We start from the raw sequence: 15,248 nt of genomic DNA, 5'->3' as shown, positions 1-15,248 counted from the left end.
CTGTGCAAAAAGATGACATTATTTCGTTGTTCTCTTAATGTTTTTGTTTGGTTGGATTAGGTCGTATGTTTAAGTACTCGGCTGACCTCTGTACAATATTTTTAATTTCGTTCGAGTCAAAACCAAGTTCTGCCAACAAACATATCATGACTAACAATCTTAGTTTCTGAGTGAGATAATAAAGTTCTACATCCTTCGCTGCACGTTCTTTAAGTTCCTTATCATAGTGGGTTAGATAGTTTCTAGTAATAACAACGTCTTCGATAAACTTATTTCTGTCTTCTAAATATTCATCTAGAATATCTTTGTATTGATTAATAATTTGTTTTAGTCTTTTCCTTAAAGAAAATTCGTTCCCGTATTTCAAATAGGCTTTTAGTCTCTCTTTTAAGTCGCGTTTGGTATCATCAGGGATAGCGCCTACAAGAACCTTGTACAGTTCCTCGTATTCTTCCTCAGGTAAATACTTCCCATCATAAACTCGCCTATGATACGATTCTACAGCCTGTACCATGCTTAAAAATTGATGTTCCAAGTACGTATGGGGATTATGAAGTGTTCCGAAGTACAAGTTGTAAACTGGCTCTAGCAGCTCTGCCTTTTTGAACCAATTTCTTAGAACAACCTCAAACCTGCTGGAGATGTCCTTAAATGTAAAGGGCATTTTAGGTGGAACCACAGTATCGGCGGTAGTGTTATGAGCTCCTACAATGGGATAGAATACTTCTACTTTTGTGCCCTCTATTGTAATACCTATCGTGGTCAGTGGGTAAACGGATTTACCGACTCCAAGAGAGAGAAAATCTTGGATTAAGGAAACCATTTTTAAGTACTCATTAAAGGACCTCTTATCAGAAGAAGCTATGCCCACGTATGTCATCTGTGAAATACAGGCCTCTTTTTGTACAATGGAATAAGTTGGGTACTTAGTTTGGAACTCTAAAGATATTATCCAATCTTCATCAAGGCGTACATTAATAGGGTCAGGACACTTGTAGCGTATTACAAACTCTGTCTCCCTCAACTCACCATATTGGAACTGAAACCCAGAAATGTTGGCCCATTCATCTAAATATCGATAACGAACAAGTAGTTTCTTGAACTTTAAATCTTCTTCCTCAAAAAAGTGTGCACCAACAAAAATGTTCTCAACATAAAATGAAGAAGTTGAAAACCCCGGAAAGCGTAAAGTTTTGTTAGTTTCGATGCATTTGTGTAGGGTAATGTCTCTGCCATCGGAGGTCTTACCCAGTATGATTTCATGATGTGATAGGTTCATGATGTTTTTGATATCTCTAATATCTTTAAAGTAACCTAACAAGTCTAAAACTGCTCCTCTATTGGGTGTAAGTTTTAGGGTACCCGGAACTTTCACTTCAGGCCTATCTGGAAGCCACCATACCCCTTTGTACTCAAGATCACTCATTACTATCTCCTCGTAGTTTCTGTTCCCAACATACTCTTATTGTAACGTCCATCACTTCTTCCCTTTCTTATTTGAGAACGTCTTTGCCTTTACAAGCCTCGCCTTCACAAGCTCCACGACAGCTTTGTAAACCTCCAGTTGCTCTTCCTCAGTTAAGCCAAGTGCTTCAAAGATGACTTTATCAAGCTCACGGCGATCAGGCATGACCTTGTCCAAGCTAACGTCGTCTGGATTGATGTTGCTCAGGTCTTTGTTTGGCCTTGGAAGACCGAGCTCTTCGAAGATAGATTTGATTTCATAATCTCTTAGTTTTTCAAATATTTGTTGTAGCTGTTCTGTGAATACAACCAAAGCTTTAAACCTGTCCTAGACCCGCGACCTAGGTCGCTTGGTTCGAAGTTTGAAATTAGTCTTTTCTCTATCATGGTCGCCATCTCATGGGGCTATCACCTTTAATCTAAGCTTTTTGATGTTAATTAAGGTTTCTATTAGCTAATTTTGCTAGGCCTGTTGTGGAGTTACAACATTGGTAGAAAGTTTGATTTCCTAAGAGGTCACGAGAGTAGCCCAAACGAAATCTTAAGAACTAACAAAGCGTGTACTAAACGCTAATAATCCCGTCGAGAAGCACCATTTAGAAGTTGAAAGTCAGTTTTGAAAATCATGCTGAAATGTCCCCTCTAAGGGCCACTACAACCTGATCACCTCTTCGGAATATATTTCTCTTAGTGCTGTCTACGACCAAAAGCACTACTGCTTGGGGATCTAAACCATATGGGGGTTCATCTGTTAGGCTTCCACAGAATGGGCTAATTATGAATATGTGTATCTCGTATGAAAGTTCCCCCTCTTTGATCCATTTCTTCACGTAGCTTGGAACCTCCAGCTCTTTAAAACGTATCTGAATTCTCCTAGAGGAAACGTTTTTGAGTTTGTTCAGTTGTATTTGTTTGATGAGGGACTTTGGTGGCTTATGAATGTAAATCCCGTGGGATATCGAACTGACAGCACCGATTTCTACTAGATAATCTATCCACTGGCTGTCTCTTCTGATGTGGTATCCTTTTTGGATGAAGGATGGATTTACTCCTCTAACAAAGAGGCTCCAGAATATCTTTTGTATGGTGGCTATGTTTGCAGTAGTGTAATCCAATGCAAAGGATATTACTGATAATCTTTTCTTATCAACGAGAACTACTGTCGGCACGGCAATTGTAATATCTTGTAGTTGAGTCTTGGGGCATATTATGTAATACTCAATATTTGAGCTTTCTTCGAGACTGATTTGAGTTACAATACGTTTGCTCTCTTTCTCAGATGTGCGTCTTTTTTCTAAGTTGGCAGTTATGGCATCGTCATCAAGGGATATGGACAGTAGGCCTATTTCATACTCTTTGTCGTCTGCTAGTACATATCCACCGTTTAGGGGAATATGTTTTGGAATGTTGCTATTTTTGGCTAGCTTTACAATAATTCCCTCAAGATCATCTTTAGTAGTTAGTTCTGGGTGAGTTATGTTTTCCCCACTAATGAATTCGGACCAATTAACAGCAAAATTCGTACCAAAGAACAGTTTGAAATCATCCTTGCTCTGGACAAGATACCCATAGATAGTAGCAAGAGTAATCCCCTTGTTCACAAAAAACGCAACTAAACTAGTGCTTTGTACATTGGAACTTTTTACAAAGCATGGAATTATTTCATTAATATCAATTTTTTTATCATTTTGGGGAGATAAGAAAGAAGTTAAAGCTTTAGCGAGGTTTTCCATGGTCTTTTTAATTTTTCTAGCTAATTCTTTGTTAAAGGGTATTTCCTCTATACCAAGTACGTTGGAATTTTCATCAAACATAATTCTTTTTGGCATTCTTCCTGTGATTAAATAGTAATAATGAGCAACAAAAATAAGTCCTGGAGTGTAATCTGATGCAAGAAGAAGGGTACTATCTGTTTTAAAGGAACCTTTAACGAGAGTAAGAAACATGTCACGTAGTTCCTTTTCTTCCTTAGAGAGACCATTCATATCAAATAATTCTCCCCTGTAATCTATGTAGACGCGCCCATTTTTATCTTCAATAATTTTTCCGTGATATTCCAGTTGAACAAGAAAAAGTAGAAGCTCATAAGATTCACTGCCAATCTTGTCTACTACTTCAATTATTTTTCCTTGATACTTAACATATTCAGACACAATTTCAAGTTTTTTATGAATTTTATGGACTTCTTTGTCAACGAGAATAAACACCCTCGGGTCAGGAGTTATTACATTCCCTAAGCCCGTCCAGCTGATGCAAGAATTAAACATGTCAAGTCTTATCATGAAGTAGGCCTCCTTGTTAAGAACATTTAACAATCTAAGATTCTTAAACTTTGCTAACGTTAGTATGTTAAATAGTACTAAGTTGAGTCTTAAATAAACCTTTAACCATAACTCTTCGTTGATGCCCGATGCCCAAGTTCTATGTCTTATTCATGGAGAAATTGGTCACCACTGTAGGGAGATGGAAGCAACGTTACCATACACTTCTGGAAGGAATTGGGGTTTTTACGAAAGAAGAATTTCAGAAATGGTGAAGGAGCTTCTCAATAAATTCCTATGAAGGTAATCTGGGAGAATTCAATGTTCCAGCTGTTGACAGTAGCTACCAAATGAAGCGCATAAAAGACGGCGGATTATTCTACGTTATTTAGGCTCTTAGCAAGCACGGCAAAGAGAAATACAGGGATTTAGTGGTAGGTTTTGATCACACTGAAGACTCTGCGCATGATGTTTTCAGTGTAATGCAGAGGAAAATAGAACACTTGGAGATCAAGCTTGCTACAGATGTCATTTCCAACGGTTTTTGATGGAATCATACTAATAGACGGTTCGGTTTATGACAGGATTTCTCATCTGAGAAAATTAAGAATCAAGCCATGAAGAGTCTGTTTAGAATTCCAACTCTTTTTATTCTCATGTTAATATCCCTCAATAAATTTATTAGCTTATGAGTGACGTCTATTGGTCAGTGCTTTTTAAAGTTTTTACTGTTTTACCACAAGGAGTTTCTCTGAAAATTATGACTCAAGTTTAAGATAGTACACATAATAAGAAATTCAAGCAATTAGGACTGGTATTTAAACATACCTCTTTTTGCTTCTTTTTGCTTCCACCATGTTTAAATAATCTATTTTTTAAATTTACTTACGGTGGGAGCCATGAATGGCTAGTGAAACCATATGGCTTCGGTACAAAGATAACAACGTAAAATACAAATTCACTAGTGAAGACATAGAAGAACTGCTGGCAGACCATACAAAAGAACTTTCAGAATCGTCAAGAAAAGAAATTGAACGCTACATTTGGCAGTTTTTGCACTTTACTAAGACAAAGAAACTCGTTAAAGGGAAAAATCCAAAAGCTCCTGAGAAAATTGAAGTGTATGAAGTATCGGAAGACATCTTGCGTGAGTATGTAGATGCACTTTCCCGGGCAGGTTATGGGGAGTCTGCTAAGTTAAAGCGGATGAGATACGTGAAGATGATGCTAAGACTTTTGGGGGCGCCAGCGAAGGTTATTGAAGTGTTAGATGTACCACTTAGAAAAACAAAAGATGCGTGGATAGCAAAATTGGAAGATGATACTCCTGATGTGACGATTGAGGATGCTCGGGAGTTCTTTGCTAGGTTAGAAAAGCTATTTGAAAGTGGAAAGCTCTCGGAAAGTAGATATGTAAAAGCAGTAGTCTTTGCATTGCTGTTATTCTCAACAGGTAGGAGAGTAAGTGAGGTTGCTCAAATAACCGCTGACATGATCAACATCAAGTTACATCAAGTCAAGTTTGAGGCTAGTAAAACAAAGGAAGGAAGACTCAGAAATGCGACAGGTTATTTTAAGATTGCCTTTCTAACAAGAGAGGCTGAGCTTGCATTGAAGTTTTATCTAACAAAGTACAGGGAGGAAATAGAGAAGAGAGGTGGTTATCTCTTCATACATCAAAATAAGAAGTACTTTAAAGACACCTTCCTTCACAAGATTATCAAAGAAAACCGCGAGATCATGAAGTTTGAAGTCTCTGATGGAATTCACGAGTTCGAGCCAAAATTTTTCAGAAAAATCTTTGCGCAGGAATGGAGAAGACAAGCCGAGGCTAAGGGTATTGCAAATGACCGTGTCCTGACGGCTGGAAGAAAGATAATGGGCCATAGTCCTGTCAGAGATGTCCATAACATGCATTACGATGCTTTGAGGATCAGTGAACTGTGGAAGTACTATAAACATCTTTACTATGATCTCAGAGTGTTAACTCCAAAGCAACGAAAACTCTTTGGAATTGATGAAGGTGGGTCCTACAAGGAGGTGGCAACATCCAACAAGAATCATGGCATAGTAGCATCCTATTACCAGATTGTCCCAGGCAGTTTAGTTGCTCCAAGAAAGTCTCAGCTTGCCGTGAATTATTTGATTATTGCTTCATAATTTTTACATTTCTCTTCTTGTTCGTCTTTTTTGAGGATAGGATTGAAAAATGTTTTCTGAATCTCTAAAAATAAAAAAGCATAGGGAGGTCAAATGCTGGGTATGGCAAGGTACCATTCCGTGATTGCTTTAGGAAAGGTGCTGTAGTATGGGCTACTGTCATAAGAATGAATTAGTAACTGCTCCTGAAAAGGGATCATTGAACTTAATGGAGCTAAGTTTTTCTATTGGAATCTTGCTCACGTAAGCCAAACTTCCTTTGGGTTGATGTCAAGTTCCTCCTCGTTCATCATATTTCAAAAGCTCAATTAACTCCAGTTGGACATTAGCAAGCTAACGTTCAGGGACACGAAGTGAGAAAATTTTCTGAAAGTGAACTACACAAAATCATTAACAAAGCTTTATCAAGTAAGAGGGCGCTATGAACTGAATTTCACACTGTTGAAAAACATCCAAAAGAAGGATTAATACTGAAGCACTACATCTTTGCACCGCTAAGTAGAGAGCTGGAGTTTATTTAGCTTAGAATCCAGAGCAAAACTTAAAGAATTTAAAAATCTACAAAGGAGAACTTTCAACGACTTTTGAGACTCCATCAACCTTTTGGACAAGGTACACTGTATCTGCTACGTCCTCAAGCTCTCTATGATGGGTTACAATGATTATCTGGGGTATTGTATTCTCAGCTTTAAAGAACTTTCCAAGAATTTCTACTAAATCTCTCCTTCTTTCTTCATCTAAATGTGTTGTTGGTTCATCCATTATTACCACTGAAAGCCTTCTTGCGAGAACCCTCGCAATCGCTAATCTCAACGAAAGAGCCACAGCAACTTTCTCACCACCACTAAGGAGAGATATTGGAACCTCTACAGAGTTTTTAGTAACTGAAATATCAAAGTCCTCGGAAAGGTAAATGTCTGTTATGTCCATATTGAAACTCTCAATGTAATTTGTGGCTAATTCAGATATCACTGGAGCAATCTTTTTGCGGAGGAGCTTTTGAACCCCATCTTTGTGGTATGCAGCCCTAATACGCTCTAAATCATTTATGAACTTTTTAACCTTATCCAACTCTGCTTCGAGATTATTGAGTTTTCCTTCGAGTTCTTTTATTTTCTCTTCCACTTCGTTTAGTTCTTCCAACTTCTTTTTCAATGAATTATTTTTCTCTTCAAGTTCAGTCTTAATACTTTCAAATTTTCTTAATAACTCTTCGTGCTTCTTTCTAATCTCCTCATGATGTTTTTTGTCGTATCCAAGTTTTTCAATTTCTTCTTGAAGTTTACATTTCTCCATTTCTAATTGTTCTAATTTTTCCTGTTTTTCTTTGAGCTCTTTAAGCAGTTCCCCATATTTGTCTGCAATTGGCTTTAGACGGTCATATTCTTCCTTTTTCTTTCTTAATTCCCTCAGTTCATTTTCTGGATCTTCGGGCTTATGTCCAATCTCCTTAATAAGTTCATTGAGTTTCTCTTCGATCTCTTTTATCTTCGATTCAATATCTGAAATTTTTGACCTAATATCATTTTCAAGGTCATTAAGTCCTGTTATTATTCTTTGCAGTTCTTTGTAATGCTCCGCAAGTTTTTTCTTCTTGCTCTCTATCTCTTTTTGTAATTGCTTAATGCGCTCTACATTTATTTTCGACACACGTTCAATTTCTTCCTTTATTTTCCTCTTTTGGTACTCTGCTTTTTCAATTTCTCTTTCAATTTGTTTTAGTCTTTCTTCCAAAGCTTCTATCTCCCTCTGCATTTCGTATTTTACTTTATCCCTATGCTCTGGGGTTAGTTTTGTTTTACAAACGGGACATGTCTCCGATTCACCAAGCATGTCCAATGCCTGTTTTAAGTCATTTATTCTTCCCACTACCTCACCTATTTTACTCCTTAGGTTAGATATTATGTTTTCTAACATTTTCTCTTCTTTTTTAAGCTCCTGCAGTTTCTTCTCTTTAGCTTCAATTGTTGGCTCAGGTAAGAACTTTAGAGCTTCAGAAATCAAACTTTCAAGCTCTTTTCTGTCCCCCTCTATTTGGGTAACAATGCTTTTTACTAGCGTGGAAGTTCTCGTAGTGAATCTTCCAATCTCTGATAAATCTGTTGGTATCTCTTTGAACTCCTTGCTAACTTCTATGTCTCCAACATAGCTCCTACATGATTCCATCGCCTCATTAGCTTCATTTCTTATGATTGATATTTTGTTCAAATCTCTCTCTAGCTGCTCTTTTTCTGTATTGAACTCTTTGAATTTGCCAAACTGTTTAATGTACTCCTCCAAAAGAGGTATTTTTCTTATTTCTCCCTCTAATTTTTTCAACTTCTCCTTAGCTTCTTCGGATTCCTTTAAGTCTTTTTCGAGTTTCTTAATTTGTTCTTGTACGGATTTTATGTTTTCAGATACTCTGGTTAATTCTAGCATTAGTTCATTGTATCTTTCTTCTTTCTTATTTAGTTCGTCCAATTCTCGCTTAATCTCGCTAAGTTGTTGCTCAAGGATTTCTAATATTTGTTCAAGCTCTTTTATTTTCTCTTTTGACTCCTGTATCTCTTGTTTGAGTTTTTCTCTTTGTTCACTTTTACTCCTTAATTCTCCTCCAATTTCTGCGATCTCTTTTTCCAGGTCATTTTTGACCTGTTCAAAGTGGTCAATTACTTTTCTCATAAACTGCCAAGCTTTTTCTAACTTTTCTAGTCCTAGCAGTTTCCCGATGACCTCTTTCCTTTTTGCTGGTGTTTGGTCTAGTAAAGACGTTATCTCTCCCTGCCTTATGAGTATTGAGTTAACAGCCGAGTCTTTTTCAATACCGATAATATTCTCAACTTCCTTTTCAACTGCTTTTGCTCCATGTGCAATAAGCATGTTCCTATCAAGCCGATAAAGCTCATAAGTTGGAGAACTACCTCCCTTTCTTCTTCTCCAAACAATTTTGTACGGGATTCCGCCTTCTTCAAATTCTAGTTCTATTTTCGCTTCTCTTTCTCCCCTGTAGATAATATCATCAAACTTATCTCCACGTGGCTTTGTGTTGAAGAGTGCTACAAAAATAGCATCGATTATTGATGTTTTTCCAGCACCATTAGGCCCTATGAAGACTGTAACACCAAGAGGGAAATCGATTTTTGTATCCTTATGTGAGAGGAAATTCTTCATAGTAACCCTCTTTAGTATCATTTCCTTCCCTCCAGGTATTTTTTACAGATTTCTATCCCTCCCTCAACGTCTTCATATTGAAGGGATTTGTAAAGTTCGAATGCTAAATGACCCAAGGTTTCATCCCCAAGGTACTCTATGAAAAGTTCCTCTAAATCTGCAATCTTACCAAGCTCTTCGGCAGTAATTGTAGTGGGGGTATCACTTCCAACAAAATGGACATCATACCTTAACACTTTTTCTGGAACCATTTTTCTTAGCAAATGTTGAACCTTTTCAAGGATTTCTGGTTTTCTGATACCCTCTCCACTGATATTTATCCTCAGGATGGGAGATTTATTTGGAGGATTTTTAAGCAAATTGTAGAGAAAAGCCTTTAATTCTTCAATAACATCACTCTTGGAATATGAAAGTTCGAATTGAGGGCGTATTTGCTGGAGGGAAATTTTATGTACCTCTGGGAGATCCCCTTCGAGATCAACAATGTAGATGCCCTTTCCATCTCTCTTCCAATCATTTATTTCACTGCGACTCAGTATTTCAATTGAGCCCGAATATGCTAAATATCCCCTGCCAAACTTTTCGAAGGTTCTCCTGTGAATGTGTCCAAACGCATAGTAGTCTATTTCCTTTGGTAAATCCCCAAGCTCAAGCTCATACGCACCTTCAAAGGGTAAGTATTTCTTTATGCCCTGATGAGCAATTAAGACAGCCTTTGAATATCTGTTTGCTAAAGCATCAACTTTTGAAAGCTCCTGTTTTAGTAAATCGACTCTCTTCCCTTTCATGTTTGATATTCCAAAAAATCCAACTCCATCGATTTCCACAACACTTAATTCTCCAATTCCTAAGATAGGAATGTCCAAAAGCCTATGTGGTGGCATTGCTCTTCTCTTTGGAGTATCATGTTCCCCAAGTACTGTCAAAATCTTAATCCCATTTTCATGCAATCGCTTGATTGCTTCCTTTGCTACATAGAGTGCTTTGATTGGAGGTCTTGGAGTGTCAAAGAAATCCCCAGCATGGATAACTACATCAACCCTTTCCTCAATCATGAGATCAACTGCTTCATTGAAAGCATCATAAATGTCATTTTCTCTTTCATCTAAGTTGTACTGTCGATATCCCAAATGAGTGTCAGAAATATGGGCAATTCTCATCGTTTATCCCTCCACTATGAATATTGTTTTTGTTCCCATTTCCTTAACTTCAAATTTCGCCCCTCTTTCACTCAAGATTTCCATAATGCATTCTTTAAGTTCTGACCGTGCAACCACTATTCCCGAAAAATACTCTTCTAGAAATTCTAGGATTTCTTCTTTACAGTGATTTTCAGAATAATCGGATACATCGAGGATTCTAAATTCTTTTTTTGGTAGCCCTCTCTTTGCTATTTTTCCAATGGAGTCCTTGATCTTTCCTTTTACAATACTAATAGGTATCCCCATCTGTGGAGGTTCGATGAATTTTCTTAGTTTTCTTAATGCAGCATGATTTTCCCTCTCAAGCTCGATGAGCAGTTCTCTAACTCTTAAAACATACCTCTCTAACTCATCTGCAACCTTGTCTAACTCCTTAAGTAGTTGTAATGCCTCTTTTCTAGAGATCTCCCCTCTATTGTACCTTTCTTTTATTAGTTCCATATCTTGTTCAAACATTTCTAATATGCCATTTTCTGTGACAAGAGAAGGAACAATTTTCTCTAATTCTGCAAAGGATTCTTTAAAGACATACCTAATTCTGTCGATCTCATCCAGTTTTCTAGAGATAGTAAATTGCCGCATTCCTTTCACCCCCTCCTGAATTCCCTAATAAACAAACTACACTTCTACAATACTCTTTATTTTTTCCAATTCTTCCCTTATTACATTGTCTAGGTTTTTCTCGTATTCCTCAGCAACTTTCACTGCTTCTCTAAGCTTTGCAACGATGTCAATATCTGCCCCACCTTCTTTAGTCATGCGTTTTCTAATCTTGACCATGACTGGCATCTTAGTGACTTCCCCAACAATAATAGCTTCCCCAACATTCAATCCAGGTAAGTCTCTAAGAAGATCCTCGCTGACCTGCTCAGCACTCATTCTGACGGCTTTTTGATCTTCAGGATTCGTCATTCTCATGATTATTTGACTGTTGCATTGACTTAGAACATCGCTATCAATTTTTTGGGGTCTCTGGGTTACTAAAATCAAGAAGACTCCAAATTTTCTACCCTCTGCTGCGATTTTCTTAACGATTCTCTTGGATAGAGTACTCTGATTCTTAGGAATAAATCTGTGTGCCTCTTCAATCAAAATAAAGATTGGATACTCATATTTGCCACTTTCTCTTTGATTGTATGCCTCTGAGAGTATCTTGTAAGCTATGTAATCCGCAACATTATCGTTTAATCCAGAAAGGTCCATAACTGCAATGCTCTGAGGCTGCAGAAACTTTCCTATTGGAGTGGTCGAGTCTCCAAATACTCTGAGTTTTTTGAGTCTTTTTATGTATATAAGAGCGCGGAGGGAGTTATTATCTCCTACATTTTCTAATTCTGTAATCAAATCATCTAACGTGTAATTTTTATTGCCACCACTTTTTAATCTCTCCAAAGCATCTTCGATAGCTTTCATAATGTTAGTCCACTTTTCATTAATTCCAGCTATTGTAAAGATTTCTTCAAGAGACAAGTCTGCAAATTTGATTTCAAAAGTTTCCACGTGTCCAATTTCTTCTTTTGTGTACCTTCCAGTACTTTCTGAGGTTCTGAATACCTTAACCCTCTTTAGCACTTTTTTCTTTCCTTCTGGATCCTTTGAGATAAACACATAATCTGCATGGGGATCTAACACAATGACAGTAGCTCCTTTTTTGTAAAGTTCTTCAAGCAATACGCCGGCAGTGTAACTTTTTCCCGCACCTGTTTGTGCCAAGATAGCCAAATGTCGTCTAAATCCCCTAATTGTGAGATTAACTTTAACGCTTGGTCTTGTTATTAAGTTGCCTATGTAAAGACCCTCTTCCTCTGGATATGAATAAACTTCAGTTAAAATCTCATCAGGAGCCAAATACACGTAGGTTCCTGGATAAATAGTTCGTCGAGGCATTAAAACAGTTCCATTATGGAGAAATCCAAGAATTTTAACTTTGGCAAGGTTTCTAGGCTCTATTATCTCAGCCTCTCTAAGCTTTTCAGCCACAGAATATGGCACATATTCTGTCAATCCTGGAGAATATGCTACTATTGAAGTTATCTGCCCCAATACCAAGACTCTTTTTTCTTCTCCATCAATCAATTCATTTGATGGAACAACCACATAGTCCCACACTTGTGGCATTTTCCCATCCTCAACTGCAAAATAAAACTCGACATGGGTGCTTTCCCCAGTAACAACTCCAATCTTTTCAAAGGAACCTAACTCTTCTGTAATCTCGGGCATTTATTTCCACCCCAATAGCTTCTTTAAACTTAGAGAAATACAGCTCATCAAACTCATGTCTATGAAACTTAACCTCCCTATCCACTTTCCAAAGCCAGATATTGTAGAATTCCAGCCCTCCATATCCAGTAGCTATGATTTCAAAAATTGGGTCAAGAATTCCAGTAAAGGGTTCTGGCCATCCAATTTCTTTTAACTTGACATCATCTCCCAAACAGAAAGCCGGAACATCTATTCTGAGAGGAGAGTCATTGACATCTGGTAGTACATGCATTGAGATTATGGAAGGAAGATCGGGGATATTTTTTAGAATGACCTTTGCATAACTGACAAAATTGGGATCTGAAAACAGAGTTGGAAAATGACTTTCAATGTATCCTTCTGGATCCTTTTCTATTTGTTCAATACCACGGAGCCATCTCGCAGAAGGCCCCAGTAACAGTGGAATCGTGTAACCTGGCTGTTGAGCAAATTTATCAATTAGCTGGTAATCTGGTCTGGGAATTAGCAGCTCCCTCACAACGTCACCCAATAATCCAGTATTCTCGTACTGCCTCTTTAGAGAGTCCAACATTTTAATTGCTTTTTTCTTCTGGTCTAATGCCAGAGATAGCAAACGAAAAACCTCGTTAAGTGAAACATCGCCTCTAATTTCCTCTAAAAAAACTAAGTTTTTAACAAGAAAATCTCTGAAAAAGCGGCTTCTGCTTTCTTTACTGATTCCAACAAGTAGTACTTCGTTTTTCTTGGCAAGCTTAAAGAGTCTCATGACTTCTTTGTAATACTCGATGAAAAAGCTTCTATCGTTGCTCATAGGGCCTTCTTCAATTAGGTGGGATATTCTTCCATAGAGGGAACCATCAATTAAAATAGTCCCATTGAAGCCGTCAGAAATTGCATCTGCAGCAACTTTAAGCTCCAAATATTCCATTTTTCTCTGAAGAAAATGAGTTACATTGTGAACTGGACCATCTGCATAGTCGAAATCAACTGTTAAATCCCGATATTCCCTGTCTTTGGATATCCCAAGAGCTCTAACTGCATAGAATATCCCACCATTTTTGAGGGACTCAGCTTGATAACTGCTATCAACAGCAAGAATATTAAACTCTTTGGGATTTCTTTCATAATCTCTTAGATTAACAGGTTTCCAGAATTTATTGAATTCTTCTCTTAGGAATTTTTCGAGTGTATTTGGAAGCGAATAATATCTCTCCTTCCATTTATCTCTCTTTGACTTTAACTCTTTGGCAAAGAGGTCATAGAACTTAGACATAGTGCATCACTAAAATTAATACCTATTAGATAAATAAATCTTCCGCTTTTGCGACTAACAATAAAGTTACCATCTTAATGGTAATTGGAGAATTGAAATGTAAAGGAAGGAATCAAATTAAGCATTAAAGCAAGCTTTCGATCAGCTTGTAGTCTTCTTCTGGAATTTCACGCATTGCTTTACCCATCAAGTGACCATTCCACTTCCTCTTGTTTGTAATGAATTGCAGCTTTGGAATTAATGGTTTGAAGTCAACTTCTCCAAGCTTTATTGGTTTAACTTTCACTCTTAAGGGATAAGTTTCATTTAAGTGTGGTGGAGACTTGAAGATTTTAGTTGAGTCCTGATAGGGCTCGTTAACAACTTCAAAAATGCCGACGATCTTTGGCTCCAGAATTTGTTTGTCCTTCCTCTCCTGCTTCACGTAAATGACAAGTTTATCGCCGGGTTTGACTTTTGCAATAGTGTTCTTGTGCCTCTTTGACACACCCCAAACGTTCTTCTTTTTAATAACTTCCCAATTATCACGATTCGTAATGCAAAGCCAATACGCCATCGTTTAATCACCAATTTAGAGATTCGTTTTTAATCTTCATAATAATTTCCTTAGTATTTTCCCCACAATAATTAAAAGCTATCATTCATTTAGTATCGGTTGATAGCAATGGAGTACAAAATAGTCAACATAGTAGTTTCAGGACACTTGGGAAGTCAAATAAATCTCGAGAAACTGTTAGAATTAGATAATTTCTCCTATGATCCAGAATATTATCATGGAGGTTATTTAAGACTAAGTAACGGCTTGAGTGTAACAATTTACAGAACTGGAAAATACATAATTCCCGGTGTTAAAAGGCTGGAAGACATTGAGCCATCTTTTGATGAGATGATACGATACCTGTCAAAGCTCATTGATGTGTCAAACGCTGAAAAACCAAAGATTCGAAATCTTGTGATCAGTGGCAAACTCGAAGAAAAGTTTAGTTTAGAGGAACTTGCCATTAAGCTGCCAAACGTTGAATATGACCCCGAACAGTTTCCTGGTTTAATTCTCAAGTTTAATAGGAGCTTGACTGTTCTACTTTTCAACAGTGGGCGTTTTGTAGTTGTTGGTGCAAAAAGTTTTGAAGAAGCTGAGAATGCAATTAAAAAATTAAAAGAGATCCTCAAAAGCTAAATTCAAATCCATCGAGGAGCCCAGCTTTTGCCAAGAAGCTGAAGATTATGATAAGCGGTGCAAGAACTTCTGAGAGCTGTATCCCAAAGCCGAGTAAGTTCCAGCTTAACTTGACTAACTCCATAGAGCTCTCAAGTTGGGGATCGCTAATTTGGCTTTGGGCTTGCTCATAAATCTCGTTTATTGCTGGAGTAAGTGCATCATAAGCCACTTTTTCTTGGCTCGGAATAGTTACTGCAACAATTAACGCTATCATGGTAGAAACAAAAAGAGCAAAAAACTTCGCAGGGTCCATTCCTGTGGACACCTCCTTCATTATTATCTCTGCATTTCTC

The 15,248-nt window shown here is 37.5% G+C and carries 13 protein-coding genes; 3 read left to right on the top strand and 10 right to left on the bottom strand.

Annotation, left to right across the window (positions count from 1 at the left end):
* Nucleotides 1-34: 34 nt before the first annotated feature.
* The 3 genes from E3E24_RS01970 to E3E24_RS01960 all read right to left on the bottom strand — a co-directional run bounded on the left by E3E24_RS01970 (nt 35) and on the right by E3E24_RS01960 (nt 3,746).
* The gene (locus E3E24_RS01970) at nt 35-1,426 is read right to left on the bottom strand and encodes a HEPN domain-containing protein (protein ID WP_167915572.1); all 1,392 of its coding nucleotides are present in this window, start codon (nt 1,424-1,426) and stop codon (nt 35-37) included.
* A gap of 51 nt (nt 1,427-1,477) precedes the next feature.
* The gene (locus tag E3E24_RS01965) at nt 1,478-1,777 is read right to left on the bottom strand and encodes a hypothetical protein (RefSeq protein WP_240912512.1); all 300 of its coding nucleotides are present in this window, start codon (nt 1,775-1,777) and stop codon (nt 1,478-1,480) included.
* Nucleotides 1,778-2,087: 310 nt separating this feature from the next.
* On the bottom strand, nt 2,088-3,746 hold the full coding sequence (locus tag E3E24_RS01960) for a hypothetical protein (RefSeq protein ID WP_167915571.1): 1,659 nt from the start codon (nt 3,744-3,746) through the stop codon (nt 2,088-2,090).
* A 121-nt stretch (nt 3,747-3,867) separates the two neighbouring features.
* Here E3E24_RS01960 and E3E24_RS01955 point away from each other — a divergent pair, with 121 nt between their 5' ends.
* Together E3E24_RS01955 and E3E24_RS01950 are read left to right on the top strand one after the other, a co-directional pair.
* Complete coding sequence (locus tag E3E24_RS01955) at nt 3,868-4,026, top strand: hypothetical protein (RefSeq protein ID WP_167915570.1); 159 nt, start codon at nt 3,868-3,870, stop codon at nt 4,024-4,026.
* A 602-nt stretch (nt 4,027-4,628) separates the two neighbouring features.
* Complete coding sequence (locus E3E24_RS01950) at nt 4,629-5,885, top strand: site-specific integrase (protein WP_167915569.1); 1,257 nt, start codon at nt 4,629-4,631, stop codon at nt 5,883-5,885.
* A gap of 558 nt (nt 5,886-6,443) precedes the next feature.
* Here E3E24_RS01950 and E3E24_RS01945 read toward each other — a convergent pair.
* The 6 genes from E3E24_RS01945 to E3E24_RS01920 form a co-directional block, all read right to left on the bottom strand.
* On the bottom strand, nt 6,444-9,059 hold the full coding sequence (locus tag E3E24_RS01945) for an AAA family ATPase (protein ID WP_167915568.1): 2,616 nt from the start codon (nt 9,057-9,059) through the stop codon (nt 6,444-6,446).
* The gene (locus tag E3E24_RS01940; RefSeq protein ID WP_167915567.1) at nt 9,056-10,198 is read right to left on the bottom strand and encodes an exonuclease SbcCD subunit D; all 1,143 of its coding nucleotides are present in this window, start codon (nt 10,196-10,198) and stop codon (nt 9,056-9,058) included. Before E3E24_RS01940 ends, E3E24_RS01945 begins: the two co-directional genes overlap by 4 nt.
* Nucleotides 10,199-10,201: 3 nt before the next feature.
* On the bottom strand, nt 10,202-10,831 hold the full coding sequence (locus E3E24_RS01935) for a hypothetical protein (RefSeq protein WP_206205297.1): 630 nt from the start codon (nt 10,829-10,831) through the stop codon (nt 10,202-10,204).
* 27 nt (nt 10,832-10,858) lie between these two features.
* Complete coding sequence (locus E3E24_RS01930) at nt 10,859-12,460, bottom strand: ATP-binding protein (protein ID WP_167915565.1); 1,602 nt, start codon at nt 12,458-12,460, stop codon at nt 10,859-10,861.
* A complete protein-coding gene (locus E3E24_RS01925; RefSeq protein ID WP_167915564.1) occupies nt 12,426-13,736 on the bottom strand; it encodes a DNA double-strand break repair nuclease NurA in 1,311 nt (436 codons plus the stop codon). Before E3E24_RS01925 ends, E3E24_RS01930 begins: the two co-directional genes overlap by 35 nt.
* Before the next feature lie 124 nt (nt 13,737-13,860).
* The gene (locus tag E3E24_RS01920) at nt 13,861-14,292 is read right to left on the bottom strand and encodes an EVE domain-containing protein (protein ID WP_167915563.1); all 432 of its coding nucleotides are present in this window, start codon (nt 14,290-14,292) and stop codon (nt 13,861-13,863) included.
* Nucleotides 14,293-14,400: 108 nt separating this feature from the next.
* Between E3E24_RS01920 and E3E24_RS01915 the strand changes: the two genes are divergently transcribed.
* Entirely contained in the window at nt 14,401-14,913 is a 513-nt protein-coding gene (locus E3E24_RS01915; protein WP_167915562.1) for a hypothetical protein, read from the top strand.
* On the opposite strand, the gene E3E24_RS01910 is transcribed toward E3E24_RS01915, so the two are convergent.
* Nucleotides 14,903-15,229, bottom strand: coding sequence for a hypothetical protein (locus E3E24_RS01910; RefSeq protein ID WP_167915561.1), 327 nt, complete (start codon nt 15,227-15,229; stop codon nt 14,903-14,905). The two genes, E3E24_RS01915 and E3E24_RS01910, sit on opposite strands and share 11 nt — an antisense overlap.
* Nucleotides 15,230-15,248 lie beyond the last annotated feature (19 nt).

Source organism: Thermococcus sp. LS2, from assembly GCF_012027375.1.
Classification (GTDB): domain Archaea; phylum Methanobacteriota_B; class Thermococci; order Thermococcales; family Thermococcaceae; genus Thermococcus_B.
The sequence above is the reverse complement of the archived record's forward strand: the minus strand, read 5'-3'. Positions and strand labels throughout refer to the sequence as shown.